The sequence below is a fragment of the Bremerella sp. TYQ1 genome, from assembly GCF_020150455.1.
Taxonomy (GTDB): Bacteria; Planctomycetota; Planctomycetia; order Pirellulales; family Pirellulaceae; genus Bremerella; species Bremerella volcania_A.
In genome coordinates this window covers 1,862,525-1,888,933 of the sequence record NZ_CP083740.1, presented here as the reverse complement: position 1 = coordinate 1,888,933, position 26,409 = coordinate 1,862,525, and the positions used below count along the sequence as shown (strand labels likewise).

At 52.6% G+C, this 26,409-nt stretch carries 26 protein-coding genes; 3 read left to right on the top strand and 23 right to left on the bottom strand.

Going from position 1 to position 26,409, the window contains the following annotated elements; all coding sequences use genetic code 11:
* Window positions 1-1,112: 1,112 nt before the first annotated feature.
* The 13 genes from LA756_RS07115 to nadC form a co-directional block, all read right to left on the bottom strand.
* A complete protein-coding gene (locus LA756_RS07115; protein WP_224439180.1) occupies window positions 1,113-2,216 on the bottom strand; it encodes a DUF3524 domain-containing protein in 1,104 nt (367 codons plus the stop codon).
* A gap of 59 nt (window positions 2,217-2,275) precedes the next feature.
* Window positions 2,276-2,797, bottom strand: a complete 522-nt coding sequence (locus tag LA756_RS07110) for a tetratricopeptide repeat protein (RefSeq protein WP_224439179.1) — start codon at window positions 2,795-2,797, stop codon at window positions 2,276-2,278.
* 9 nt (window positions 2,798-2,806) lie between these two features.
* Entirely contained in the window at window positions 2,807-4,966 is a 2,160-nt protein-coding gene (locus LA756_RS07105; protein ID WP_224439178.1) for a hypothetical protein, read from the bottom strand.
* Between the two features lie 25 nt (window positions 4,967-4,991).
* Window positions 4,992-5,696 carry a hypothetical protein gene (locus LA756_RS07100; RefSeq protein WP_224439177.1) on the bottom strand — a complete coding sequence of 235 codons (705 nt, stop codon included), beginning with the start codon at window positions 5,694-5,696 and terminating at the stop codon, window positions 4,992-4,994.
* Window positions 5,697-5,733: 37 nt separating this feature from the next.
* Window positions 5,734-6,282 (bottom strand): type 4a pilus biogenesis protein PilO, encoded by a 549-nt coding sequence (locus tag LA756_RS07095; RefSeq protein ID WP_224439176.1) that lies wholly within the window; start codon window positions 6,280-6,282, stop codon window positions 5,734-5,736.
* On the bottom strand, window positions 6,279-7,010 hold the full coding sequence (locus tag LA756_RS07090) for a hypothetical protein (RefSeq protein WP_224439175.1): 732 nt from the start codon (window positions 7,008-7,010) through the stop codon (window positions 6,279-6,281). Before LA756_RS07090 ends, LA756_RS07095 begins: the two co-directional genes overlap by 4 nt.
* Window positions 7,007-8,074, bottom strand: coding sequence for a pilus assembly protein PilM (gene pilM, locus LA756_RS07085; RefSeq protein ID WP_224439174.1), 1,068 nt, complete (start codon window positions 8,072-8,074; stop codon window positions 7,007-7,009). The genes LA756_RS07090 and pilM overlap by 4 nt, the downstream gene beginning before the upstream one ends.
* A gap of 65 nt (window positions 8,075-8,139) precedes the next feature.
* A complete protein-coding gene (locus LA756_RS07080) occupies window positions 8,140-8,760 on the bottom strand; it encodes a Tfp pilus assembly protein FimT/FimU (RefSeq protein WP_224439173.1) in 621 nt (206 codons plus the stop codon).
* 7 nt (window positions 8,761-8,767) lie between these two features.
* Window positions 8,768-9,010, bottom strand: coding sequence for a hypothetical protein (locus LA756_RS07075; protein WP_224439172.1), 243 nt, complete (start codon window positions 9,008-9,010; stop codon window positions 8,768-8,770).
* A 19-nt stretch (window positions 9,011-9,029) separates the two neighbouring features.
* Window positions 9,030-11,231, bottom strand: a complete 2,202-nt coding sequence (locus LA756_RS07070) for a LamG-like jellyroll fold domain-containing protein (protein ID WP_224439171.1) — start codon at window positions 11,229-11,231, stop codon at window positions 9,030-9,032.
* 2 nt (window positions 11,232-11,233) lie between these two features.
* The gene (locus LA756_RS07065) at window positions 11,234-12,025 is read right to left on the bottom strand and encodes a hypothetical protein (RefSeq protein ID WP_224439170.1); all 792 of its coding nucleotides are present in this window, start codon (window positions 12,023-12,025) and stop codon (window positions 11,234-11,236) included.
* A complete protein-coding gene (locus LA756_RS07060; RefSeq protein WP_224439169.1) occupies window positions 12,018-12,581 on the bottom strand; it encodes a hypothetical protein in 564 nt (187 codons plus the stop codon). The genes LA756_RS07065 and LA756_RS07060 overlap by 8 nt, the downstream gene beginning before the upstream one ends.
* Before the next feature lie 231 nt (window positions 12,582-12,812).
* A complete protein-coding gene (gene nadC, locus LA756_RS07055) occupies window positions 12,813-13,736 on the bottom strand; it encodes a carboxylating nicotinate-nucleotide diphosphorylase (RefSeq protein ID WP_224439168.1) in 924 nt (307 codons plus the stop codon).
* Window positions 13,737-13,838: 102 nt separating this feature from the next.
* On the opposite strand from nadC, the gene LA756_RS07050 reads away from it, so the two are divergent.
* The gene (locus LA756_RS07050) at window positions 13,839-14,270 is read left to right on the top strand and encodes a helix-hairpin-helix domain-containing protein (RefSeq protein ID WP_224439167.1); all 432 of its coding nucleotides are present in this window, start codon (window positions 13,839-13,841) and stop codon (window positions 14,268-14,270) included.
* Window positions 14,271-14,276: 6 nt separating this feature from the next.
* Here the strand turns inward: LA756_RS07050 and LA756_RS07045 are convergent, their stop codons facing one another.
* A complete protein-coding gene (locus LA756_RS07045; RefSeq protein ID WP_224439166.1) occupies window positions 14,277-15,206 on the bottom strand; it encodes a hypothetical protein in 930 nt (309 codons plus the stop codon).
* 145 nt (window positions 15,207-15,351) lie between these two features.
* On the bottom strand, window positions 15,352-16,611 hold the full coding sequence (locus tag LA756_RS07040) for a PQQ-binding-like beta-propeller repeat protein (RefSeq protein ID WP_224439165.1): 1,260 nt from the start codon (window positions 16,609-16,611) through the stop codon (window positions 15,352-15,354).
* Between the two features lie 244 nt (window positions 16,612-16,855).
* Here LA756_RS07040 and LA756_RS07035 point away from each other — a divergent pair, with 244 nt between their 5' ends.
* Window positions 16,856-18,541: an AarF/ABC1/UbiB kinase family protein gene (locus LA756_RS07035; RefSeq protein WP_224439164.1), complete on the top strand. Its 1,686-nt coding sequence runs from the start codon at window positions 16,856-16,858 to the stop codon at window positions 18,539-18,541.
* 3 nt (window positions 18,542-18,544) lie between these two features.
* Here the strand turns inward: LA756_RS07035 and LA756_RS07030 are convergent, their stop codons facing one another.
* The 7 genes from LA756_RS07030 to LA756_RS07000 form a co-directional block, all read right to left on the bottom strand.
* Window positions 18,545-18,724 (bottom strand): hypothetical protein, encoded by a 180-nt coding sequence (locus LA756_RS07030; RefSeq protein ID WP_224439163.1) that lies wholly within the window; start codon window positions 18,722-18,724, stop codon window positions 18,545-18,547.
* Window positions 18,725-18,935: 211 nt separating this feature from the next.
* On the bottom strand, window positions 18,936-20,132 hold the full coding sequence (locus tag LA756_RS07025; protein ID WP_224439162.1) for a type II secretion system F family protein: 1,197 nt from the start codon (window positions 20,130-20,132) through the stop codon (window positions 18,936-18,938).
* A 19-nt stretch (window positions 20,133-20,151) separates the two neighbouring features.
* Entirely contained in the window at window positions 20,152-21,882 is a 1,731-nt protein-coding gene (locus LA756_RS07020) for a GspE/PulE family protein (RefSeq protein WP_224439161.1), read from the bottom strand.
* 19 nt (window positions 21,883-21,901) lie between these two features.
* The gene (locus tag LA756_RS07015; RefSeq protein ID WP_224439160.1) at window positions 21,902-22,228 is read right to left on the bottom strand and encodes an STAS domain-containing protein; all 327 of its coding nucleotides are present in this window, start codon (window positions 22,226-22,228) and stop codon (window positions 21,902-21,904) included.
* A gap of 16 nt (window positions 22,229-22,244) precedes the next feature.
* A complete protein-coding gene (locus tag LA756_RS07010) occupies window positions 22,245-22,646 on the bottom strand; it encodes a response regulator (RefSeq protein WP_224439159.1) in 402 nt (133 codons plus the stop codon).
* A 38-nt stretch (window positions 22,647-22,684) separates the two neighbouring features.
* Window positions 22,685-24,184 carry a cell wall metabolism sensor histidine kinase WalK gene (locus LA756_RS07005; protein ID WP_224439158.1) on the bottom strand — a complete coding sequence of 500 codons (1,500 nt, stop codon included), beginning with the start codon at window positions 24,182-24,184 and terminating at the stop codon, window positions 22,685-22,687.
* A gap of 193 nt (window positions 24,185-24,377) precedes the next feature.
* A complete protein-coding gene (locus LA756_RS07000) occupies window positions 24,378-25,271 on the bottom strand; it encodes a methyltransferase domain-containing protein (protein WP_224439157.1) in 894 nt (297 codons plus the stop codon).
* Window positions 25,272-25,623: 352 nt separating this feature from the next.
* Between LA756_RS07000 and LA756_RS06995 the strand changes: the two genes are divergently transcribed.
* A complete protein-coding gene (locus LA756_RS06995) occupies window positions 25,624-25,803 on the top strand; it encodes a hypothetical protein (RefSeq protein WP_224439156.1) in 180 nt (59 codons plus the stop codon).
* A 63-nt stretch (window positions 25,804-25,866) separates the two neighbouring features.
* Here the strand turns inward: LA756_RS06995 and LA756_RS06990 are convergent, their stop codons facing one another.
* Window positions 25,867-26,061 (bottom strand): hypothetical protein, encoded by a 195-nt coding sequence (locus tag LA756_RS06990; RefSeq protein ID WP_224439155.1) that lies wholly within the window; start codon window positions 26,059-26,061, stop codon window positions 25,867-25,869.
* Window positions 26,062-26,409: the final 348 nt, after the last annotated feature.

Here is a 26,409-nt window from a genome sequence, read left to right as displayed (position 1 = left end):
TAAATTATCAAGCGTCAATGATTGCACGCAAAGCATCCTCTGCATAAGCGTGACCAGCCTTGAGTTCCGCACGCACAAACTCCTCAAGAGGGCTTGCGATTCTGCCAAGCATGCAAATAGTGACGAGCGAGCAATCTACTGGCATGCCCAAACGACGGTAGGCGACTCCGAACTCATTTTTTGCCTCTCCGTTTAGAATCGAACGGAGGATAGGAACCGCGTTCTGACCATGTGCCGCCAGTTCATGGGTTGCAGCCGCGCGGTCCCGTGGACAGAGAAAGGCCTTACAGAACTGGCTAGCTACGACTCGATCTGATTCGGACATGAGGTTGGGCCAGCTTGGTGCCTAACTAGATTTTAGGAAGCTTCTGCCAATCACCTGTAGGCCGCAATTGTGCGGCCTAACAAGCAGGCAGTTAATTGTCGCAAGTCGAATTGTAGCTGTAGGTTTCTCAATTGTCACGTTTGTCTGTGCGTGATAGGCGGCCCCTGATTTACGCTCATCGGGCTAATGCGTCAGTCTGTTCCCATCCGTTCTAGGATTTCCCGACGAGCATTAGGTCCGCGCGATGATGCAGATTCGATCCTCTTTGAGCACGAGTTTTTGCACGCCAAGGACGAACCGTCCTTTGCTAGAAGCACCCTATTCCTGTTATTGGCATTCATCCTCGGTGCCCAACTGCCCGAAGCCATTGGGTAAGTGGATGACTCGAACTAGCGAAGACGCATTTAGCTACAAACAGCTCAATGGTCTAGAAGTGCAGTCAGATTAATTGCCTGTGTAGCAAAATGTAGTTAATCGCCCAAATTAGACCTGAATTTGTCGATATTTATCACAATTTATGAATCCCTTATCTCGGCCTGAATAAAGCTAATTTTCTCGCACTTATTCAGCAAGTCCACCCTCGGGCTTCTACTTATCGTCGATGAAGATGAGGACGATGTTCGGAGAACGATCAGCGCCGTATGCTGAATTGACAACTCCGCACAACGAGAGAATGGCAAGCAGAATAGCGATAGGGATTCGGGGCATGGCAGGTTGATCCAGTGGAAGAAGCACGACGTAGGTAGGTACTGGAATAATAACCTGAGTGGCTGTGACCTTCAATTCATTAGGACGAGTGAGAAACGGTTTCTAGGTTGTCGTCGTAGGTTGCTGCGAGAAGGGGCCATTGAAGGCCCTTCAGCTTTTGTTGAACCATTTCGCATTCCTCAACAGCACGTGTTTGAAACGACTTGTCCTGGGTAAGCTTCTTCAAATGCTCGACCAGACCGGGGATGGTGCCGTCGTAAAGCAAGTGGGGCTGATTGTCGACCAATTCAGGATAGGCCAGGCGACTAGGAAGCACGGGAATGTTGCCTGACAGAATGGCTTCTGCTGCCGAAATACCAAAAAACTCATGAACTGCCGTCGAGACGAATAGATCTGACGAGGCCAATAAGTTTCTATATTCCGAGTGTTGGGGAAGAAATCCCCATTGAACTATTCGATCGGAAAATGCTTGGGCCGCTTCTTCAAAAACTGCAGGCGTGTCACGAAATGATTCTCCGACGACACTAAGACGGAACGGAATCTGCATCGCTTTTAACTGTCGAAGTGCGTCAAAGAATGCGTCTGGATTCTTGTCCTTCTCCCACCGAGCCGCCCAGACTATGTGGGGCACTTGGAAATTGATGTCTCGTCTCGTAATTTTCATTGATGGCAAACCGGGCGATGCAACCCGTGTTCGCTCACGTATGGCAACTAGTGCTGTTTCTAAAGTGAAGTCAGGGAACTTCGAGAGAAACTTGTAACACTCGGCCAAGAACTCCTCGCGGTGATAGTTCGAGTTGAACCAAATCGCATTAGCGGCCAGCATGGACTGGAAGTTGTCGAAAGCGAAGTGGAAGTCACGCTGCGTGCGAAATAGGTCAGGATAAGTCAGCTGGTTTTCATGGAAATAGATGACTGCTGGAAGCCTTCCGATTGCAGCGGGAGCGAGCCCTCGGAACGCTGCAAGATTCAGCATGTCGCTACAAAAGATAAGATCATAAGGCTCGTCGACATGGCTTTTCAGTTGTTCAGCAAATGTAATCGCTGAGTGCCGCATCCTCCATTTCCAGTGATGCGGAGGCAACGATAAGACAGTCCAATCGTGACGGCTCTTGGCAATCCAGCCATCAAGAAACGCTTTGTGACTGCCTCCGTAATAAGGTTCTAGGGCAAGCACACGCATGACGAACGAACCGATGAACCACTGCGATTACTTTGACACATGGATTGTAGCTTAGAGCATCAACGCATGGTCGTACCAGATGAAGGGTCACGAATTTGGCTGAGTTGGATCAAGGAGTTGTCTGGCGAAAGATCCGCGGCTCGTTGAAAGGCCAGCATTGCCCCAGCCGAATCGCCAGAGAATTCTAAGGCCATCGCATGAAGGTGATGTAGGTGAGCATCACTTGGTGAAGTCTCTAGCATGTTTTCATATAGATTGGCCGCTTCAGCGAATTTGTTTTGCGCCATAAAAACCTCGGCACGCAAGAGATGCATCGCACGACAATTCGGATCGATTTTCTCGATCTCTTTCAAAACGGCCACCGTGTCATCGTATTTTCCGGCCGCCAGCATGGCTGACGCTGCTTGAATACGCGACTCAACGTGACGTTGATCGACCAGCCGGTGGATCTCTTCCTTGCGCTCCCGATGTTCTTTGCCGGGATCAAGAATCGCTTGCTTCATGCTTTGAGGCATTGCACAGCCGAGCGAATTCCCAAGCAAGAGCATGGTGACGAGCCAAATAAATCGAACGCTGGTCATAGTTGAAGTCTATTGATGGGGAGCGATTCGAGGATTCACAATCGGTTGCGGCACAGGATAGACCGGCGTGCCAGGCGGTAGTGGTTCGATTTGATCTAAATGCCAAGGAGAGACTTCAACGCCGTGTGGGTGATTCCAAGGTGCGAGCCCCTCTTTCAAGTGAGAATGAACCGTACGATCTCCTAGGCCAGTCTTCGTCGTAATTTCTTCTCGCAGTGCCACCGCTTCCAGTAGTTGGTCGTCGTAGTGGATTGCCAGATTACAGTAACGAAGTGCCGAATAGGCATCGCCGGTTGCCCAAGCTGACGTTGCCAGGCGATAGTAATTTCGTCCAATGTGCCGCTTGCTTAACGGGCTCATCTTGTCCGCGCTGTATTCGTGTTGAACTTCGAACAGGTCACGAGCCTTCTCGCCGTCGTCAGAAATTCGACTCGGATCAACAATGCGCGGGGTGATCAGTACGATCAACTCTTGGCGTTCGAGTTCTTCACGTTTCTGCCGGAACAACACCCCTGCACCTGGGAGGCTGCCAAGGAATGGAATCTGTCCGGTTGCTTTCGATTGACTGCTTTTAATCAGACCGCCAATGACGACCGTACGACCGTCTGGGCACATGATGTTGGTCGTGACCTGCGTGACTTCTTTATCTGGAATGGTCAGTCCAGACTCGACACGTACATCGCCCGTCGAAATTTCAGGGTGAACATCAAGTCGTACCATTCCGTCGTCGGTAATGAATGGGCGAATCCGCAACTGTGTACCGACTTCCAGGAACTCGACCGACTGGGTCGAAGCGGTTTCCGTCACCGTTGTGCTGATGTAGCCCTTCTGTTCACCGATGAGGATTTCAGCTCGCTGCTTGTTCAAAACTAAAAGCTGCGGTGCCGCGATCACATTCGTTTCGCCGACGGTTTCTAACGCTTCCACGAAAAGCGAAAGGTTCGCATCGAGATAACCCAGCTTGAGGCCCCCTTCATCGAGATCGAGTGAAGCTAAGTTTTGTGGCGGAAATCCGGAAAGCAGGCGAATATGATTGTTCTGACGAAGCGCCTCGAAGCTGACACCCATGTCAAGCGAGTCGTCCAGTTGAACGCTCAAGATCATTGCTTCAATAGCAACTTGAAGTGGTCGACAATCAATCTCGAGAACTGCTTTATCGATCTTCTTTAGGTTCTGTTCGTAATCTCGCACGAAAACCGTTTCCGCCCCTGCATAGTCATCGGATCCAGGGTTAGACGAGTCTGGCGCGATTCCAATTTTCGATTCTGTGGAAATGCTGATCGTGCCAACACCTTCGGAAAGCATCGGCGTAATCAGCGTTTGAACCTCGGCAGCGCGAATGTATTTCAAGCGGTAAATTCGCGTGCCGACCTGATCGTGTAGGCGTTCCATGCTTTGCATATCATCCGGCGTACCGACAAAGATGAAATCACCTTCCTGCTGCATGACGTAGCCTGTCGACCGTAAGATTGCCGCCAGCGCGGTTCGCACGTCCACTTTGGTCAGCGAAGCCGATACCGTTCCTTGAACGTTCTGGCTTGGAAGAATATTCAGTTGTCCCTGCTCACTCAGTAGTTCTAAGACTTCGCGAATGTCGCTGTCTTGGATGACAATGGTAAGCTTGTCATCCCCCTCGTCAGGGATGATCCGGGGTTGCGAAGGACTCGGCAGCGTATTAGGCAATGGCTGCGTCGGAGCGACCGGTTCAGCTACCGGAGGCGCGGCTTGTGTTGTAGTTGTTTGCGTCACGGGTGCGACAACCGGCGGTGTTGTCTGGCCTTCCACTTTGGAGGTTGCAACTTCACGCATCGAGTCAATCGCTTTGTTGACGACATCCCACGAGCGGTTTGTTTGCTCGGCCATTTGTTGTTGGGAAGCACGCGACTGTTCGAGAGACTTTTTGATCTCATCGATTTCAAATTGCTGTGTAATGCGTGGTTCAAGTTCCAGCTGAGATACTGGCTGAACTGCTGGATCGTAGTGCGTGCGTGAAGTTTGAGCCGCAACCTCGGGAATGGTTTCTCTAGGAGGTGAGTCTTGGTGACTCTCAGCAACGAGAAATGTTGGCAATTCCCATTGAGTCAGATCACACGACTCGAGAAAGATTGCCAGGGCAATCCCGCCGGCCGTGCTGATGAGCAGCAGCGATAGAATTAAGAGTTTCTTCATTCGACTTCCATGTCGATTGCGGTGCTCAGTTGTCTTGGGAAACCAGGTTGCCGTTTCGAAGGATGAAACGTCGGTTGTTCTTCTGAGGTGTCTCGTCCAGGTGGAGTTCGTAAACCTGTTGCTTGGTTTTCAACTGTACTCCCCATGGATGCACGTCCAGCAGGGTGTACTCGATTTGAACGTCTGCGACTCGAATAGTGTCGCCAACGTGGTAGTTCTGATTGTTGATTCGAGCCAGTGGCTTCCGCCCTCCAACAATCACCGATGTCACCGCAAGGCCAACCGAGTCGGGGGCGACATCAACCTCAGTCGTTGGTGTCGGTTCCGATTCTGTGGAAGTGAGGACCGTAGCTTGTGCCTGTTCGGGATAAAAAGGATCGAAGCTACTGCTTTGCAGCGTGCCTGACTTCATCCACGGATCGTCACTTATTTTTTGTGCAATGGTTCGCCAGTCGACGGCAGTCTTGGATACCGAAGCAGGAGCAGCGGTTGGCAAGACGATGTCGTTTGGGTTGGACGAAGGAATAACAGGCGTCACGGTCGACTGCTGCTTTGCTACCGATTTAGAAGAGCCCCCGGTCCATTTCTGGATCAATGGGTACCAAAACCAAATGGCGACGACGAGCAGACCTCCTAAAACCGCAGCTTTAGCTGGGTTTCGCTTGATTTCCTTGGTCAGCTGACTGGTTATCTTTTGTGTATTCACCGTTGGAACGAGATACCAGGGCATCTCTTCTTTCGTGTTATCGGATTACGGAATAGTCTTCCTAATGCGAATTCTTTGCCGAGACGATAAAAGCCTCAAATTCTATCTCACAGTTAAGAAGCTTCTGGAGATCGTCTTTGGGTGCTAGCTCAATCTGCTGCACCCAGATCTGATGGGGAAGCTCTTCGATGCGGCTTACCAAGTCATGAATTTCCTGGAATGTACCAGTGCAGCCGAGTCGAACGGGAATTCGTTGCATGGTTTCCATCATTGTCAATTGCCCAGGTTCCAAGCGAAGGGCATCCGCGCCTGATAGCTTTGCTTGCTGCGAGATTTCACCGAGCATTTGACTGAGGTGAAAGTTCGGATTGGGAACTTCCTGCCATCTCTGTGTGTACTGCTGCACGTCTGCTAGCTCGTTTTCGTAACGCTCGATCTGTGCTACCAGTGATGCTTCTTGAAGAACGAGCGAGCGTTTCAATTCCAAGCTGTCCTGGGCGGAGGCAATACTGCGGCTCAGAGGCAGATAGACAAACAACGCGTAGGCGACCACCATGCCGAGTGCAAGTAGCAAGATCGGAGTAGAGCTTTTGGGAAGTTTCAACTTCATCGAACTTCCTCCGTGTCATTCAAGGTAGAGATCGCTTGACTGACGATCGTTTCAAAGTGAGCGAGGTGACCACGCTTGATTTTGATGTGAGCAGTAAAATTCGAGAACTCTCGACCGTCAGCTTTGACTTGAGGGTCAATCGATTCGATTTTGGCAGACTCAACGATATCGGCCTGATGAAGTTCTGCCAGGAAGGTATACAAGCACGACGTGTCGTCGGTGGTGCCTTCTAGTTCAATAACGCAACGGCGCTGGCTCGTTTCCCCCAGCAGTTGCTTCAGGTCCAATTCCATTGGATGTCCCTGGGGGGCCGCCTTCCCTTTCTCCGTCGCTGGACGAGAATTCTTCACTTGCGAGATTGGCGTGGCCAATTGAATTCGAGTAATCGTAATCTCGACGGGAAGTGGATTCGCAATCGTTGCAATGACTTGAGACTTCGGAAACGGATGATCGAGGAACGTCAGTAAGTTGGCGTGATGACGTTTTTGTGCTACTTCAATCCGCTTGAGCTCGACTTCCTGCATCAGTTTGGAGACACGCTCGTGGTGCTCTTCGACTTCGGCAAGTTGATGATTGACCGAGTGAAGTGAAGCCAATTGGTAAAGCAGCATCACGGACATGCCCGCGGCGACAACTACGAGCAGTAGTAGTCGCGAGATGTGTGACGTATCACGCTTTCGCTTTTCACGGTACTTTTTTGGCAGAAACTCGATTTCGTGCGATGTCATTTCGCACCTCCTAGCCGACGCGCGGCCAGTCCGACGGCGACATCCCATTGGGAATGACGACCAAAGTTTTGAGAGCAGTCGTAAATTCTTAGGGGATCGCCCAGTTCGGTTGTTAGTCCGGCCACACGCTCCAGTTCACCACGCAGCGATTCGGTTGCTTCGCCCCCAGATAAAACTAAGCGAACCAGTGGTTTGCCTCGAAAAGTAACACTGTGGTACCGAATGCACATTGACAGTTCCGTTTGCAGACGTTCAAGCTCGTCACGCATCGCGTTGATAACGCTTCGCTCGACTTCCGGTGTCTGCTGGGAACGCCGCCGGTCCGAGTTATGCTTTCGCAGATTGATGGCATCGGAAAGACTCATATCGAGTTGGCGAGATACCGCTTCATCGAAGTGCCTGCCGCCTACGTCGATGTATTTTACGAATAAGATTTGATTGCCTTGTGCGATGATGACAACCGTGTTTGTGTACCCAACGTGGACGTATAGAACGCGATCTTCTTCGTCCGCTTCGCGGCGGTATTGCGAGGTAAACGACCGCAGCACGGCCATCGGTTCGACATCGACCGAGGCTGGCCGGAAGCCGCTTTTTTCGATGGTTTCCAGCAAGGCTTCCAGTCGCGGTCGAAAGCATGCCATGATGATCACTTCTCTAAGAAGTTGATCTCCCTGGCGAATGTCTTCGGATTCAATGAACCGGATCTCAGCATCCAGCATCGAGTACGGTATTCGGTCGGCGGCCTCTTGGTGAACGATATTTGAGAGTGCCTTAGGATCGCTTTTGCCGACGCGGATGTTGTGAAGGAATAGATCACGCTGATGAACGCAGACAATGGCGTCGTTGCCGCGGAAGTGGCGGCCAACGCGCGAACGCTGCAATGTTTGACCAAGGCCATGTAGGTAGCCTTCAAAGTCACTTTCAGGAGAAAGTTCCGGAGGAAGATCGACGATAGCGGCTTCCTGGATGGCATCGTAGTTCTTGGTGAACTGAACCATCTTGATCGATTTAGAACCGATGTCGATGCCAATCGGGTTGTAACGAACGAAAGGAAGCCGAATCATGAAGCTCGTGCCGATATCGGATGAAAACATCGTCTCGTCGGCCGAACCATCTCGGACGACGTGGGCTACGAAGAGCCGCTACTGCCGGAACTTGCTGGAGCCGTTGTGGTGAAATCGCCGATCGTTGCCAGGCCGGTAATTGGATTGACGGTGATCGGCAAATAGATATCCTCCGCCCCTGCTTGGGAGGAAAGCCAGATAATTGTAGGTTGCTCCCGCGTGGTCTGACCGAGCCTGTCAAATTCAATCGAACTGACAGACTCAGGTGATGATTCGTCTGTAAGGACTGCAACGATCGAAACGGATGTACCGACTTGAGGAAACTCGTCGAGAGCGACAATTAACGATGAGGTGTCATCCGAAGGCTTGCGAAATGCGTTATCTGGTAGATCATCTAATTGCGTATTCGTTCCGCTGTGTTCCAGTACGTACGCATTTCGCGATGGCTGAAAGGTGATTTCGTACTGAGAGTTGTTCGAGATGGCAAGAGATCGTGCGTAGTCGAGATCTGACGCAATGATTTGTGCTGCCCCTCGGACCTGGTCCGGCGCAGCAGCCCCGAATTGAGGAATGATTGTCGCCGCAAGGATCCCCAAGATGGCTACGGTGATCAAGATCTCGATCAGCGTAAGCCCTTGCCGAGCGTTTCGGATACGATCGAAGTGTTTACGACGCCGCACAATCATGGTCGACCTACCGCGATTCCGAAATCTGGACTTTTAGCTTGCCTGATTTCAGCAATTGGTTCTGCTCGCGGAGAAGCTGGTTCGATTCCCGCAACAGACTAATCATTGCTTCTCGCTGCTGAACGGAATTAGCAAACGGTTGTTTCGGTTCTGGCGGGGCCGCATCGCTTTGCGAATACCACCAGCCGGCGGCCAGGCACAAAACATTTAAAATAATCAGCGTTTGCCAGCGTTTGTTCGATTCAGTCATGTGGTAATTCCTTTATGGTTTAAAGCCCGCCGTCATCTTTCCAACGTACTAATTCCCAGACGAGACCTTCGTCACCATCCCCTTTTTGATAGATCGGCTGTCCAAGGTCGAGCCAGCGATACGAAGGAGGCGTTTCCGGAGCTTCAATCTTAACGTTGTTTTCGAATTTCGCGGAGCTCGTTTCATCGAGCCAACTGGCGAAATTGGTCGTGGTGTTGGTATGCCCGACAGCGTTATGGAAATTCGATAGATAGTAGTGGGAATAGGTCGCCACCGATGACCATTCAGCTTTGGCTTGAAGATCAAACTCGTCAACGAATACCTGGCCGGTAAGCTGAAACTTCGAGTTGGAATAAAGCGAGTTGATCTCTAGATCTCCGAACGCGGCAATCGCACCGTTGATCGTAGCACCGACGTTGTAGCTGGCTTCAATGTCATCTAATGCGATAAGAGCTGGAAACTGATAAACGGTCGAATCACCGTCGAGGCTTGGAAGGTTCGCGCCGGTAATTTCGATCTCGCTACCGCGCAAGCGGATGTCACTTCCAGAAACCTGCGAGATCAATGTGCCGCGAATGGTCGTCTGTTCATTCAACGTGATGTTGCCGTTGGACCGGAAAATTCCTAGCGGGTTCGTATCGACATCTGGTTCGAACGACTGGTATTGAATCGAAGAATTCAATAGCGGAATACTGTAAGTCTCGCCGCCTGGATAAAGTTGGTAGTTCGACCCTGAGATGGTCGAACTGCCTGGATTGCCGGCCGAGGTTTGCTGATAGCTTGGCGTGCAGCCAAGTTGCCGCAGTAACGTCAATGCGGTGCTGACTTCATTTCGATCGCTCGAAAGAGTGACTTCTCCAGCTAAAGGGCGATAATCGCCTTGGTCCGCCTCAGCAAGGCTTTTGGTCGCTTCGAGGTAACGAGACCGTGCCGAGCCTGGTGGATTGTCGCCGATCCATGTCATGACATCGGTGGATGGTTGGGCATCGCCGTAAACCGTCCACGAATCTTTTTGACTTCCATTGACGTACATCCGCATCTCGTTGCGATCGGAGTCGAAAGTCAACGTCAAAAGCGTCCATGTGTTCGTATGGAGTTTGGCGTTGTTCGTGATTTTTTCGTAGAACCCGCTCGTCGTTTTCAAGCGAACGCGAGGGTAATAGTTCCCACCATGTTTGGTCGTGCTGAGCATCCACCAATGATCGTAAGCGTTGGTATGGGTCGCTTTCGAGATAATTCGCCCATCTTCGTTGGCTCCATCGAAAGAGTAAGGGGCAATCCACGCTACGATCGTAAAACTCTCGTCATCAGGCAGATCAAAATTGCCGAGTTCGACGCGACCTGAGAGGCCATCCAGATAGACCGCTTTGTTGCCACCCCCAACATCAATCGCCGGAAGCACACCTCCCATGTAGGTACCGTGTCGGCCACCAGATGAATCGGTTGCCACGGTGGCTGTTGAGCTACTTTCATTAAATCGCCACCAATGGCGAATTCCTGAAGAAGACAAAACGCTGGCAAGGGAAGAGTTTGTCAGGTTGCCGATCAGGTTCACCGTAAAGATTTCAAACGATCCCATCGTACGGTTATAAACGACGATCTCGTCGATCAGCCCATGGAACGGACGATTGGTTTTCTGCCAATCCTCGCACAGATCGAGTTCGCCGTTGATGAACGTCTTGCCATGAATTTGATTCGGTGCTTCGAGCGTATTCGTTCCCGTGCCGTAGCTGTATAGGGAATGGCCTGCGGCAGCGGCATACGAACTTGGGTTGTCTTGCAGCTTTCGACGTACCAATTGGACGACGGCTCGGATCGTATACTCGGATCGAACCGAAGGGGAAGCAGGATCGAACGCGTAGCCGGTGGAAACGACTGTTACCCGGAATGGCTTTTCTGTGTAGTCAGGATCGCCCGGTTGAAGCCACGCATCACCGGTTGTGTACTGTACCTGGTACGAGAGGTTATCTCCAAGGTTCATCGACAGCGTCGACTCGATACCACCCCAATCGCTTTCGTACATTTTTCGAATGCCGGCCGAAACGCCAGAGATGGCTGCTTGCCGAGCATCGGCCTGACGGCTCATGTTACGTTGGATTTGGCTGGCCGTCGTCTGGACACGCATCATCGAGTATGACAATGCCAGCGTTACGGAAAGCAACGCCAGCACAATCACCACGGCAAACCCTTCGCGACGCGGGCGAATCGTTCGGATGTTCATCGCTATTTCGTCACCTGGTAGTAGATTGCCGAGGAACCAAAGAACGGAACGGACTCTTCCTGTAGATTGCCGTGATTGTTGAAATTGGTATCAGGTACAAGTTGCCACTCGAACTGGCACCAGACTTGGCGAAGCCCTGCTTTGGATGAGTAAATGCTTGTGGCCCAGTTCAGATCTTCCCAATCGATGGAACCTGCTCGGGCAGCGGCGATATCGGCATCAGTGGGAAGGATGCGTGTTTGAAACCGAAGCGTACTGCGAAAGTTCGATCCAATCTTCCCTGCTCGAACCAAGTTGCTGACCTCCACGATATCGCTACTAGATGCATCCACTAAATTAGCAACTAGCGATCGCCATGCGGCTTCATCCGTTAAGTCAGGAGCGGAACTGGAATCGGAACTCGAGCGGACTTCGAGCAGGCGATTGGGACTGTCAGGGTCGATCGTGAAAATGACTAACTCGTCCACTTGGGGGTAATTAGTTGCCGCAGTGGTTTCTGGGTTCCAGATCGCAACCGCTTGGGGAAAATCGTATGACGATTCGTAGTAGGCAATTGGTAGGATGCCAGGGAACTGCTCGGTCGTGTGTGCGTTCTGCATGGCACGTTCAATTCGCTGCTGGATAACGCGAGCATGTTGACCAATGAGGTTTTTCTCTTGCGAATACTCGTTGGCCATCTGGACCGACATGGCAAGCGAGCCAAACGACAAACAGATGATCCCCATCACCGCGCTGGCCACCAGCAACTCGGCAAGGGAAAGCCCAAGCTTCGGATTGTCGGAGTGTTTAGCCATGCGCAGGGATATAGGAAATGATTCGTTTGCGTTCGAGTACTTCTCGCCAGGAATTATCAAGGTTTTGGCGAAAGACCCGGCAGATCAATGCCCGATAACTTGTCGGCGAATAGTCGGCGACTTGTTGCGAATGATCTGATTCACTGACGTAGGCCACTTCGACGGTAACTCGCCAGCCTGAGAGAAAACTGCCTCGCGGACGAAACGCGTCCGGCAACGTATCGCCACTCGTATCGCAGGATGTCATCATCTTGCCGTCGATGCGTACCGGTGGTGAGACAATGTAGTTGTTGTAGTCGTCCGTATCGTCGAAGCGTGAACGGCCTGGCCCAATTAACTCGTCGACCGAGGGGGTCAGCGATGTTTGGTAGGGAAAGCCGCGCAGTGCAGGGTCGACCCAGTTTTGTCCTTGGATCTCATCCAGGAGTTGCCGCGCGATTCCATCGGCGATGGTGACCTCTTGTTGTTCTTCGACCGATTCCAACGTCGCTTCCACGCCTAACAAAAGCACACTGCTGGCAAATGCCACAATCGACATGGCCACAACAGCTTCCATTAACGAGAAGCCTGCGCGTGAACGAATTGGCGTTGAGATAGATGTCATCGGGCAGATTTACAGACGAATCAATCAATGCGTAAGTGCGTCCGACTGGACAAGACGCTTCGTCTGAAACTTAGGTTTGCCCTACGATTCGTCAATTTCCGCCAAGTTTTGGACCAAAGATAATGCCCAAAAGAGGGACTGATTAGGGGGTGTGTTGCAAAAAAACAACATCCACATTGGAGCTTAGCCCCAGTCGTAGCCTAGATCGACATTCACCGCAGAGTGGGTCAGCGCTCCGACGCTGATCCGCTCGACTCCCGTTTCCGCAATGCCGCGAATCGTTTCAAGGGTCACGCCTCCGGATGCTTCCAGCTGAACGTCAGGGGCCAGATCGTTACGAAGCTTTACTGCGGCACGCAGCGTATCGCAGTTCATGTTGTCGAGCAAAACGATGTCAGGTCGGCTGGGCAGAACGGCTTCCAACTGATCCAGGCGATCTACTTCGATCTCGATGATCCGCTGATTGCCACTCGCTTCGCCGAGTTGATCGATCAGAAATTGGCGAACGACGGGGACCAGATCACCAAGTTGAGCTGACTTGCCGGTCGATTCGGTATACCATGCCAAATGGTTATCTTTCAGCATCACCGCTTCGTACAAGCCAGTTCGATGGTTAGTGGCGCCGCCGCACTGGACGGCATACTTCTCCAATCGCCGCCAGCCTGGGGTTGTCTTACGGGTGTCGTAAACTTTCGCCGTGGTGCCTTCGATCGCTTGCACGTAGGTTCGCGTGAGTGTGGCAACACCTACCAAGCGGCCCAGGAAATTCAGGACGATTCGCTCCGTTGTCAAAAGATCACGGACGCTGCCGGTTAGGGTGATCAACTTGTCGCCGGGAACAATTGCCGAGCGGTCTTCGCGGTGGTAGGCGACTTCGACGTCTAATTCCAATTCGTCGATCATCAAATCGATGATGCGACTGCCGGCAAGCACGCCCTCTTGTCGACCGACAATGCTAACAGATCCCGTTGCTTGTTCAGGAATCAAGCTGAGGGTTGACCAATCATGTTCGCGTCCTAGATCTTCTCGGATGGCCAAATCGAGAACCTGGCGGCAATCGTCTTGCAGCAGATCGTCCCACGTGACTTGGTGAAATTCCTTGGCCATGGCAGTTTCTTCGATTCAGGAGCACGAACGGAGGCGAGAAAAAGAGGCTCGCCAACAAAGGGTCCATTGTCGATAATGAACGCTTCTCAACCAAGGGGTGACATGGGTAAGCGGAAGCAGAACAGCGAAGAGCGTTTCGTCATGCGGTGTTTTCTCCGCCGTGGCGATCAGCTTTTGATTGCTTCTATCTTGCTTTTAGCGGTGGTGTGCGGCGGGGCCTATTTCGGCCTGCAACGGATGCGATCGGTCCAATACATCGACATCGACGAAGCTCCTGCGGTGGAGTATCAATTCCTGGTCGACGTCAATCAAGCTGACTGGCCAGAGTTGGCCCAGCTGCCTGGCATCGGAGAAACGCTTGCCAAGCGGATCGTAGAATCACGCAGCGACCAAGGCCCGTTCCTTGATCACTCTGACTTACAGCGTGTTCGCGGAATCGGTCCGCGAACCGTGGAGTCGCTGCGAGGATATCTTTTGCCGATGCCAGAAGCGGAGGCGATCGCGTCGGACGCCCCTGCTCTTCCGGCGAGTTGATTTTATTTAACGTCGACCAACGTAGAAGCCAGGATCGTCGACAACCCAAGGGGTCGACCAGCTCTTGCCGTTGTCGAAGTTGAAGACGTTGAAAAACATCCCGCTGACCGTTTCAATCTTGTAGTTGTACGGCAGATAGGAAGCGACAAGGTCTTTCCCCGTCAAGTCTTCGGCACCTTGCGAGATGAAGTAATGGCAACGTCCATCCGGAGTAAAGGACATGCCAATCGTCCACCAGCCAAGTTGATCGACACTGACTTTCGGGCCGCGAACGTCGCCATGAGGAGCACCACGGATGATCCACTGAGCGGCTGGTTCTTTGTCCGAGCCTGGCTTGGCAGGTTGGAATTCAAGGAAGATGCCAGGCCAATTCTCTTCCGTTTCACTCGAATTATAACTAAACAGCCCGGCCCCTTTTTTCTTTGAACGGCTTCCGATACACGTGGTACGAAAACCGAACGAAGCGGCACCGGCGTACTGTTCCCACTTCTCAAACGGTGGCAAGTAAACGCGTGTCAGCGCACTTGGGTACTGACGAACAGAGTAACGACCAGGAACGCGGCAAATGAAATCGTCCTGACCGAGCTCGTTGCTGGCTCGGAAAGGAATGTTCGACTGCAGCGTCATCATTAGCAAAGCGCCTTCGCTGCCTGGGATGCCACCCTCAGGCGTTTCGACGCGTTTGATATAGTCTGGATGACCGCGTTTGCTACTTTCACCCCACAACTTGTTATTCGAGATGCCGCCGGGCAGGCGGATGTTGTTGTCTTGCTCGTGACTCGACTTGGGGTGGTTGGCGACGTATTCCCACTCTTCGTCTTCCAGGTCATCAAACCAAATCCTCTGCCCTTGGCCAGGCACGACAGGGTTCTGGCCAAACACAACGGTTGGAATTCCGAGTGAAACAATCAGCAGGAAAGCGAAGCAAATACGCATGGCACTATCGGTTTTGCTAGCTGGTGGCAATGATGGTCATCCCTACGAATCGGGCTACCTCTTAGGGCTCTTATCGGCGCTACGGTAACGATTGTTCAGGAAATACCGATTGTCCGCCTAACTGACGGTGCCAGCACTCGGGCCATTACTTATCGCCAATGGCCCATAGGCTATCGAACGTTCGCAGGTAAATCTTACCGTTACTAAGCACCGGCGAGGCTGCAATCGCTTCTCCGATTTCGTTCTGAGCGAGGATCTTGAATTCGGGGCCTGCTTGCACAACGGTCACCATGCCATCGCGACCAGTCAGATAAATCTTTCCGTCAGCATAGACCGGTGAAGCGCGGTGACGAATTCGATTGGTTCGCTCTTCGTACAACTGCTTGCCGGTTTCCTTCTCTAATGCAATCAGATTGCCGTTTTCGCGACAGAGGTAAACCAAATCGCCCACGATCAGCGGCGACGGAACATCGGGAGTTACCTCGAAAGTCCAGTAGTACGAGTCTTTCTTATCAGTGATGTTGCCTTTGCCGGTCGTTTTCACGGCAGCTGTGATTCCACGCTTAGCGGAGGGGACAATCACCATGCCATCTTTCGCCACTGGGGACGAAACAAACCGCAACGTCACGTCGTAACGACCAGGAGGGTGCAAGCCACCGACTCGCCACAGTTCTTCCCCGGTTTCCAGGTCGTAAGCAATTGAATAGTCCGCTCCATGGGTTAGCAGGAATGCTGCTTCGGGGCCGTCGTAAACAATTGGCGAAGCGTAACTATGTTCGCATTCCTGCCGAGCGTCGCTCTTTCGTGCTACGGCCCAAACTTCTTTGCCGGTCGCTTTATCTAACGCGACCACTTTGGCACCCCCACTATGAATCAATTGCAGGTAGATCTTGTCGCCATGCAGAACCGGGGTGCTAGTCAGACCGAACTGAATGTCGAACTTGCCGTATTGTTTCTGGACGTCGATTTGCCAAACTTCATTGCCTTCAAAATCGAAACAGCCCAAAGAACCATTGGAAAAGAATGCCCAAACATGCTTTCCATCGGTCGATGGCGACGGAGCTGCCGAGTTTCCTTCGTCTCCTCGTACGTCACGGTTGCCGCTGCCTAGCTTGCGGCGCCATTTTTCCTCGCCATCGGTACCAATACAAAGGAGAAGCAAGTCATCCTCCGAGACTGATGTCAGGAAGATGTGGTCGTCCCAAACGACAGGTGTCGAACCGGCTGCCCCTGGAAGTGGTAGTTTCCAGGCGATATTCTCATCGGCGCTCCACTCGACCGGCAAGTTCTTTTCGGAACTGATGCCTTGGTTTTGAGGACCACGCCAGGAAGGCCAATTTTCAGCGGCGACCGACGAAGCTAATACAGAGACAAGAAGCAGGATGGCGGGAGATACGTTCTTCATGGATGGGTTTCCGTCGGAGGACAACGGGTTAGTATTCGAGGTTTCCCGCATTGTAAGGGCAAATCGTACGAAAAATCGGACGAATCGGCCCTCTCAGGCCCAAGACTCGTAGAATTTGGCCCAGGAAGTGCGGACATGGAAAGTTTGCGGCATTATGCTGAGGCGGTCAAGACTTTCTGCTCCGCCACGCCGCAGAGACGGAAATTAAAATGAAAGGGATGAGAAACCTCCTTTGAGAAGATTCATGAGACTTACCAACATCCCGCAGCTCTATCGCAATATGAATCGCTGGACAGAGATCCTGTCGGTTCTCAGTCGGTATGGCTTGGCCGATTGGATTCAGAAGTTCCAATTTGATTTCGCGAAAGGTTTTTTGAAGGACAAAGATGGTGAAGTCCTCGCGAAATACACGCGCGAAGCTCGGATCCGCATGGCCCTGGAAGACTTGGGACCAACGTTCATCAAGCTTGGGCAAATTCTCAGTACGCGTCCCGACATTGTCGGAGTCGATTTAGCTGACGAGCTGAAGCGTCTGCAAGCCAACGTACCTGCCGATCCCCCGGAAAAAGTTCGCACGCTGATCGAAGAAGAACTCGGACAGCCGATTGATCAGTTGTTTTCAACCTTCGAAGACAAAGCCCTCGCTTCGGCTTCGATCGGTCAAGTGCATTTGGCGCGACTATTCACCGGCGAAAAAGTCGTCGTCAAAGTGCAGCATCATGGCATCGAGAAGAAGGTCTCCGAAGATCTCGATATCTTGACTGGGCTGGCGGCATTAGCTGAAAACGTGCCGGAGTTTCGCGACTATCACCCCAAAGCCACGGTCGCTGAATTTCAGCGAGCCTTACGACGCGAGCTCGACTTCGGGCGTGAAGAACGAAACATACTTCAGTTTGAAGCGACTTTCGAGCACAACGAAACGGTTCGTATTCCCAGCGTCTATCCCGATCTGTGTACGCCGCGTGTATTGACGATGGAGTACATCGAAGGGATCAAGCTGAACGAGCAAGAGCGGTTAATTGCCGAGGGGATCGATCTAAGTGAAGTGGCACGTCGCGGTGCTGAGCTTTACATGCACATGATCTTCGATACTGGCTTTTATCACGCAGATCCTCACCCAGGAAACTTGGTGCTGTTGCCAGGCGACGTGATCGGCCTGCTTGATTACGGTATGGTCGGGCGCATCGATGATCGCTTACGAGAAGATATTGAAGACCTATTGATGGGAATCACCAGTCGCGACGCCGACTTGCTGACAGCGACCATCATGCGAATAGGATCGACCCCACCTGACTTGGATGAACGCTCGCTCCGTCGTGACGCCAACGACTTCGTTTCCGACTTCGCCAATCAGCAGCTTGACGGGCTGAACTTTGCCGACGCCGTGAACGAAATGTTCAAGATCGTGCGGAATTATCGCATCCAATTGCCTCCGCAGGTCACTATGCTTCTCAAGACGATGATGATGTTGGATGGCACCGGGCGAATGCTGAACCCGCAGTTCAGTCTCGGTGAGTTGTTCCATAAACATCGCCGTCGCATCATGATGAAACGGTTCTCGCCGTCTCGTCGACTGCGGAAGTTATGGCGGATGTACAACGAACTGGAACGCTTGGCCGAAGTGATGCCCCGGCGAATCAGCGAGATCTTAGAACTCGTCCGTGTCGGCAAGTTTGACATCCACTTGGATCACCGCCGACTCGAGCCCTCGGTCAACCGTATGGTGATGGGCATTATGACGGCGGCGCTCTTTATTGGCTCGTCGCAGATGCTCAGCTCAGATGTCCCTCCCCTGCTCTTCAAAGAGGAAGCCTGGCTGCAAATGCAAGACATTTCGATCCCCGGGGCAATCGGCCTGGTGATCAGTTTTGCACTCGGTTTTCGCTTGGTGATGGCGATCAATCGATCTGGAAAGCTGGATCGAGAGTAGTTGCTAGGCCGCTTTTCGGTCGGCTTGAACGGTAACGGGTACAGGAACCGGTTCCGGTTTTGGGGCAAGCGACTTGAGAACTTGTTCGATTTGCTGATCGAGCGTATCCAGTTCCTTCAGCACCTGATCTTGGCGGCGGCAAAGCTCGTCAACAATATTCGAAATACGAACCGATGTGCTCATGAAGGAATCCTGGCCGAGGAAAGAGAATCGACCGTAGAAGAATCGGACACCATCCCGGCGATCTGTACGACGAAATGGACTTCCCCATGCTGGCATCGCGACGCGAATGTTAAGTTGTAACGGTCAAGCGATCTCTCCGCCTGCGTGCCAGCAGAATTCCCCCTCGACCGGAGTGGTGGCATGCACGATGCTGCTGCCACGTGCTTGCGCGTTACACGTTGCGGCTGAGCGAGAAGATCGGCATCAGCAGAGCGAGGGCAATCCCACCGACGACAATCCCCATCACTGCAATCATGATTGGTTCGATCAAGCTGGTCGTCGTCTTGATGGAAAGATCGACGTCGTGTTCGTAGTGGCTACTCACTTTTTCCAGCACATCGTCCAGTCGCCCGGTCTCTTCCCCGGCAGCAATCATTTGAATGATCGTCGCTGGGACAAGATTGCTCTTTCGCAGACATTCGTGAATTTGACTGCCGGAGGTAACCGAATCGATCACGTTCATCCACATCTGCGAGTACTTCGCGTTGTTGCAGACTTGGGAAGTGAGCTCTAAAGATTGCAACATCGGCACGTCGCTACGGACCAATGTTCCCAGTGTGTTAAGACTTCGTGCGATGGTCACCTTGCGAATCATAGGGCCGATGATCGGGATGTTCAGCTTGACCGTATCAATGGTTCTTCGCCCTGTTTCGCTACGGCGGAAAAGGAAGAACGCGATGCCGACCGCAATTAATGCCGGCACCCAATACATCCAGTAGTTCAGCAGAAAGTCGGAGGCGGTCATCATGAAGATCGTAGGGCCAGGCAGTTTGACTCCCTTCCGGTTGAAGAGCGGTTCAAACTTTGGCAGCACAAACGTCAACAGAAAGATCGTCACGCTACACGCCAGTAAGATCATCACCGCGGGATAGGCGAGCGCCGCACGGATCTTACCTTTGGTCTCTGCTTCTTTGCGAAGATACAGGGCAATCTTTTCGAGCATCTCGCCCATCATACCGGTTTGTTCACTGGCACGAATCAATGCGATATAGGTTTGGTCGAAGTACTTCGGATAGCGCGAAAGCACCGACGAAAAATCTTCGCCACCTTCCACTTCACGCTTGAGGTCGAGAATCCGCTTCTTTAATGCTTCATTCTTTTCCTGCGAAGCAATGCCGTCCAATGCCGTTGAAAGGTTGATGCCGGTTTCGATCATCACCGACAGCTGACTGGTCATATAGATGATGTCGGCTTTGGTAATTCGGCTACCACTGAGCGAGAAGCCAAAGCCCCCTTCCTCTTCGATCGAAATTAGCTGCAAACCATCGCTGGCCAACACCGCGCGTGCTTCTTCGACGCTATCGGCATCGATAGAGCTATCGTGAAGATTTCCGAGCTTGTCTTTGGCTTGATAGGCGAACGTTTGCATGGCTTATGACGTCGAGGTTTTAGTAGACGATATCTCCCGTCGCGTGAATCACTTCTTCGACGGTAGTGATCCCTTCCTTGACTTTTCGGTAGCCGTCCAGCTGCATTCCGATCAGCGAGTTATTGTTCTGGGCGATCTTACGCATCTCGGCCAGCGATGCGCCGTTGACGATGGCATCTCGTAGTTCGTCCGAGATCGTGAGCAATTCATGCACACCGATACGTCCGCTGTACCCGGTATTGCGGCAAGCACGACATCCCACGCCACGGCGGAACGAATCGATTTCGTAGCCCATCCGTTCCAGGGCACGCTTGAGATTGCGATCTGGTTCGTACGATTCGCTGCACTTCGGACAAATACGACGAACGAGCCGCTGGGCGAGCACCATATTCAGGGCCGCACCAATTAAGTAAGGTTCGACGCCCATGTTCACCAATCGTGTGACCGCTGAAAGAGCGTTGTTCGTGTGAAGCGTACTAAGCACCAAGTGCCCTGTGAGAGCGGCTTGAATGGCTGTACGGCCGGTCTCTTCGTCACGAATTTCACCCACCATGATCACGTCGGGGTCTTGCCGCAACAGTGTTCGCAGCGCCACCGAGAACGTCAGGCCGACACGTTCCTGGACTTGGAACTGGTTGATCAGCGGCAGGTGGTATTCGATTGGGTCTTCGACCGTACAGATGTTGTTTTCCATCGTGGCAATTTCATTGAGCGCTGCGTACAGCGTCGTCGATTTACCACTACCTGTTGGCCCTGTCACCAGGACGATACCGTTAGGGGCATGCACATTGGCCGAAAGACGCGTCAGGATATCTTCCGCGAAGCCCAGGTTCTTCAGAACGAGCGTAACCTTCTTGGTATCGAGAACACGAATCACCGTCTTCTCGCCCCGGTTTCCTGGGAACGTACTCACACGAAGGTCGATCTTGCGTGAGTCGAGCATCACGTTCACACGACCATCTTGCGGCAAGCGGCGTTCACTGATGTCGAGGCCGGCCATAATCTTAATACGGCTGCTGACCGCGTTGAGCAAGTGAATCGGCACTTCCAGCGACTTGTGCAGCTTACCGTCGATACGGTATCGCACTCGCATGCAGCGTTCGGCAGGCTCGATGTGAATATCGCTCGCCCCTTCCTTCACCGCGTTGTACACGACGTAGTTCACCAGGCGAATGACCGGCGACTGTCCCGCGATTTCTTCGACGTCGCCGATATCTTCAATCGCGTCTTCGATCAGCGTGACTTCGGTCTCGTTGTTGTCTTCGATGATGTCGTCGATGACAAAGACTCGCGAGTCTGGCAGCTGCGAGATCATGCGGCGGATATCTTTAGTCGACGCCGCGACAATCTGGACTTGTAGACCGGTTTGATTCTTGATTTCGTCGATTAAGAAGAGGTTCGAGAGCTCCGAAAGAGCCACACTCAGCACGCCGCGAATCTTGAACAGCGGGAAGATGCCATGCTTTTCGATGTACTCACGTGGCAATAAGTCGACCACTTTCGGATCGTACAGCCGAGCTTCCAGTCGGGCATGCGGTACACCATACTCGGTGGCGAGACACTCGATGACGTGATCTTCCGAGCAGAAATCGAGCTCGACTAAAATCTCGCCGAGCAGCTTGCCACGGCCGCGGGCCTTTTGATAGGCAAGTGCCTCTTCTAACTGTTCGACGGTTACATAACCACGGCGAATGAGCAAGTTACCCAATCGGGGTGGAGCACTCGTCGTCGGATTCATCATCGATTCCATGGCATGCATCCTTTCCTGCTTAGGCGAAACTCTTGACGGCGTCGATCACGCTGTCGAAGACTTCCAGCATTGAATCAAGACGCGTAATTTCCAGAATCTTGCGATTGGCGTGATTGGCTGTAGCAATGCGAAGATCTCCGCCACGTTCACGCAACGTATCTTGCACGTCGAGCAACGTTTCCAGACCGACACTGTCAATCGTTTCCGTGCCGTCCAGATCGACGATCAGTTTTTGGCGTTCACGCGATTCGAGGAACGCGCGGACGTTGTCTGCCTGATCCTCTCCCAGTTCTTCGGGAGTATGGACCACCATGACGGCGCCAAAGATTTCAGTCGACAGATTCATTCGCTATTTCAATTCACTAAAAAGTCGCGACGCTGGGAACATACTTGCCTGTTTCCAGCACTTCCTGGATGCACTGCACCAAGCCACGCGGGCTAAACGGTTTCGCGAGCACAGCCGCGATTCCAAGTTCCGATGTGCCGTCGTCGCCTGAAAGATCGAAGCCTTTTGCGGTCAGCATGATGATCGGCAGGTCAGCTGTCTCGCTATGCTCGCGAACGTTTCGGCTAAGCATCAGCCCATCCATTCGCGGCATGTGGAAGTCGGTAATCAAGATGTCTGGCCGATTCGCTTGGATTGCTTCCCAGGCTTCCTGGCCATCTTCCACGCACGTCACGTCGAAGCCACTTCGTTTCAGCTTGAATTCGGCGGCACGCAGGATGTGCATCTCATCGTCGGCGATTAGTACTTTGACAGACATCGTTATGTCTCCTCGATACGTCTTTATGGGGTCGCGATTCACGTCGCGTGTTCGATCACTTGTACGGTTGGCAGGGCAATCATGAACGTACTTCCCTTGCAGAGCTCGCTTTTGACGGTCAAGTTACCGCCATGGACGTCTTCAACAATATGCTTCGCGAGTGGCAGACCGAGGCCTGTCCCTGAGGCCATCTTCTGGTCCTTCTTCACGCGATAGAACTTCTCGAAGACCATTTCACAGTCTTCCGGGCTCAGGCCGACGCCGGTGTCTTCCACCTCGAAATGGACTTCACGGTCTGACATTCGACTGCGAAGCGTCACGTTGCCACCGTCTGGGGTGTACTTAATGGCGTTCGAGAGCAAGTTGATTGCCGACTGCAAGATCATGTCGCGATCGGCCAGTACGCCGAGGTACATCGGACTGAGTTCGACTTTCAGCGTGATCTGCTTTTGCTCGGCGGTGGGCTGAACGATGGCGGCTGCTTCTTCCAGAAGGTCGTTCAACGATCGTGGCTTCTTGCTGACACTCACCACGCCAGCTTCGATACGTGCCAGGTTCAGCAGGTTGTCGATCAGACGTTGCAGGCGATCGGCCTGACCGCTGATGACACCCAGGAATTCGTCCCGCGTCTCTTCGTCTTCCGCTTCGCCATCGGCAAGTAGCTCGGTGTAGGCTTTAATTCCGGCCAGTGGCGTCTTCATTTCATGGCTGACCGCCGAAACGAATTCAGCGTTGCGACGTTGAATCGCTTTGTATCCACTAATGTCGCGCATGACGGCAACCGCACCAAACGCGGTATCGGCAGCCCCTTCATGTTCCCCTTCGGCGACCGTATTCACGGTGACGCGATACCAGTGCTTTTCTCCGTCGGGATCCGCTAATTCAATCTCTGCCAGCCGGGTCGATTTCAACTTGCGGCGACGTGTTTCATTTAACAGCTGCACTAGTGAATCGCAGTTCAGCCCTTTCTCAACAGAGACTCCCTTGGGAACCTCGTGCAGGCCAAACAAGTTGACCGCGGCTGGGTTCATCAGCGTGATCTCGCCATATTGATTGACCATCACGACCGGTTCGGTGAGGCCTTCGATGACCCAATAAATTTGCGATGCTCGCGATTCAGCCAGGTGGGCTTTGACTTCGCTGCTGGCCGACTTTTGCTGGAACTCGAAAATCTTTTCACGATCGCGATCGATGCACTGATAGATCTCGCTGAGGATGGCACGTGCTCGATCCGATAAGTTGGCTTTCAAAAGCTGCTGTTGAAAGCGTTCCGGATCGAGATCGTCCGAAGACATGGCGGCCAGTTGTTCGAGCTGATCGTAAAGCTTGTGCGAGAGCTTGCGGTACGAAGTTCGCTGGATCAGGCTCAGGGCTAGCGCAAGAGAGATACCCCCCAATGCAATCATCAGCGGCAGCGATGCTGCGGCCGGTTGCATGGCGATAGCTACGGAAGCGGCTACCAAGGTTACACCCATAACAATCGGGCTTAACCAGGCAAAGAGGGCGAATACCCCTGGTCGATTCGCGGTCATTTTCATGTCAATCTGAAAGGTTGCGGCTTGAATCCATCACGTCTCAAGCAGGACTGTTGCGCAAGTCGAACGGTCCCCAGACGCGGGAAAGCTAAGAAAACCTAGGTCAGATCAACACGAAGTCCATTCCGCCGTGCCAGCTTCGAGGCATGCTCGTGGCCTTCACGACCGGAATAATCGTTACGAGAGGACGTTGGGCCTAAGCAGACAGGCGTTTGACCAACGTTTGTGGGGCCTTCTGTTGGGAAACCCCATTCCACAAGTCATTCAGTTCCGTGCAAAATTGATAGCGAATTTGCACATCGACGCGATCTCCCGTTTCGACTTCGATCGGTTCGTCGAGTGGCATGACCAGGTACTGATTGTGCCAGCAGATCTCGGACTGTTCTTCGACAAGGACCGATAGCACGTTCTTCGTTACCAGTCGCCAGCCATTGAGCGTGCCACCACGCTGCATTGTCAGTGTTCCTTTCCAGTCGACCTCATGCGCGTACGCTTCGTCGTAGATCACGGTCTCGTACACCGCTGGCATACCGAGTTCGGTCGTCCCTTGCACTTCCGCGACCGGCGGCTGAAACAATGGGACCGGGGCATGAAAGCCAGCAAACTCGTACGCTTGCATGACCGGTTGAACGGCCAGAAGCGTCGCCTCGGGAATAAAGCGTGGCAGCTTCGAGCCATGCTTGGCCATGTATTGTCGCTTGAACGTCTCGATTACTTCGGTCTGTTTTTCTCGGACTAAACCGACATGCAGCATCTCGCAGGTTACCACGTCGACCGGTTCAGGCGGAACGAACTGAGTGGCATCCTGGTGAACAATTGTCACGCGGTCTTCGACTTTGTTCATGCGAAGAAAGCGCCGAGCCACCTCGACAAGTTCTGGATTCCGCTCGACGTAATAGACTTTGGCCCCTTCCATCGCGGCAAAGTAAGAGAGAACGCCGGTTCCTCCGCCTAAGTCGACCACCGTCATCCCGGGCTTAACCGTCGCAGCAATCGCCTGCTGAAACGAAGTCATCCGGTAATTGTCGCGGAGCATGTCATAGTGGTAGTGCAGCGGAATAAACTGGCCGAGGACTTCGGGAGAGCTCACTTCGATCGAATCCTTTCAGAACGGAGAGATGATTGCGGCGGCAATAGTAGTGCTGTTGCCGGCCTGCCGCAAGGCAGAAATGGTACGGTTAGAATGGTTAATCCTTTGTTGCCGACAACGCCATAATCGCGGCGCAGATCGAATACAAGGGGTCTGGATCGCCCGAACGCAATCGCAGCGTGCTATCAGGAAGCACAGGTTTTACCGGTCAGTCCGATAAGTAGTTATCATCCCCCGAGAATATGTTCATTCAGAGGCGAACAAAGCAACGCGGTCCTAACACCAAGCCTGTTTCGTTCCGATACATCTCGATAGTTGCTGCTTAGGATTTGGACACGGATCGGATACTTCCATGCTTTCAAGAGTCGAGATTGAACACCTGCCTGCCCACGAACTCGAGATCCTGCTGGAGTACGGGCAAGACCTGCTTTCACCCAATGAACTTTTGGGAGTTCAGCTGTTCATTCAGCGAATTGGTGGCTTGCAAAACGCTCGACAAGCAATTGAGATGCTGAAGAAGCTCGAGCAGTAAGAGAAGAGTGGTCCGGGAAAACGCCTATCTGACGGTGCCAATTCTCATGGCACAGAAGGACGTTTAAGCTCCCGGAGCGCTGCTACTGCCTGCGGCCGCCATTTCGCAATTCTCCGAGCGAAGCAGACGCAGCCAATCCAAATAGTCTTCGATTTCCTCCATCGACATGCCCAAATGCAGGGCCGATTGTACGGCGGAGATTCGCTCGAAGTAATCGTTGCAGTTTTCTAACAGCAGTTTGGCTTTTTCGTTGGCCATGGTTCGACTCGCGTGGTTTGGTGATTTGCAGAACCTACCATGAAAGGGCTCGGCAAGAAATACGAACCTGCTTACCCGTTATGCTTATTATTATCGTCACAGAGTCAAGCGTAGCTCATAAGACACCACATGTTGGTTGCTAGCGCGAAGATTCCCGTGGGATGTTGTTATAAGGAACAGAAACGACAGGGCGCTAGCTGCCGTGGCAAAATTTTCCAAATAGTGAAAATTGCCCGAAAAAAGCCGTTTTGAGCGGCAATTACCGTGCTCGGGACCTAAGCTTTTTCAGTGCTATGCGCCTAAGCGGTCTTCTCTCTTTACCTAAACAAGCCTCGCGGAATTCATACT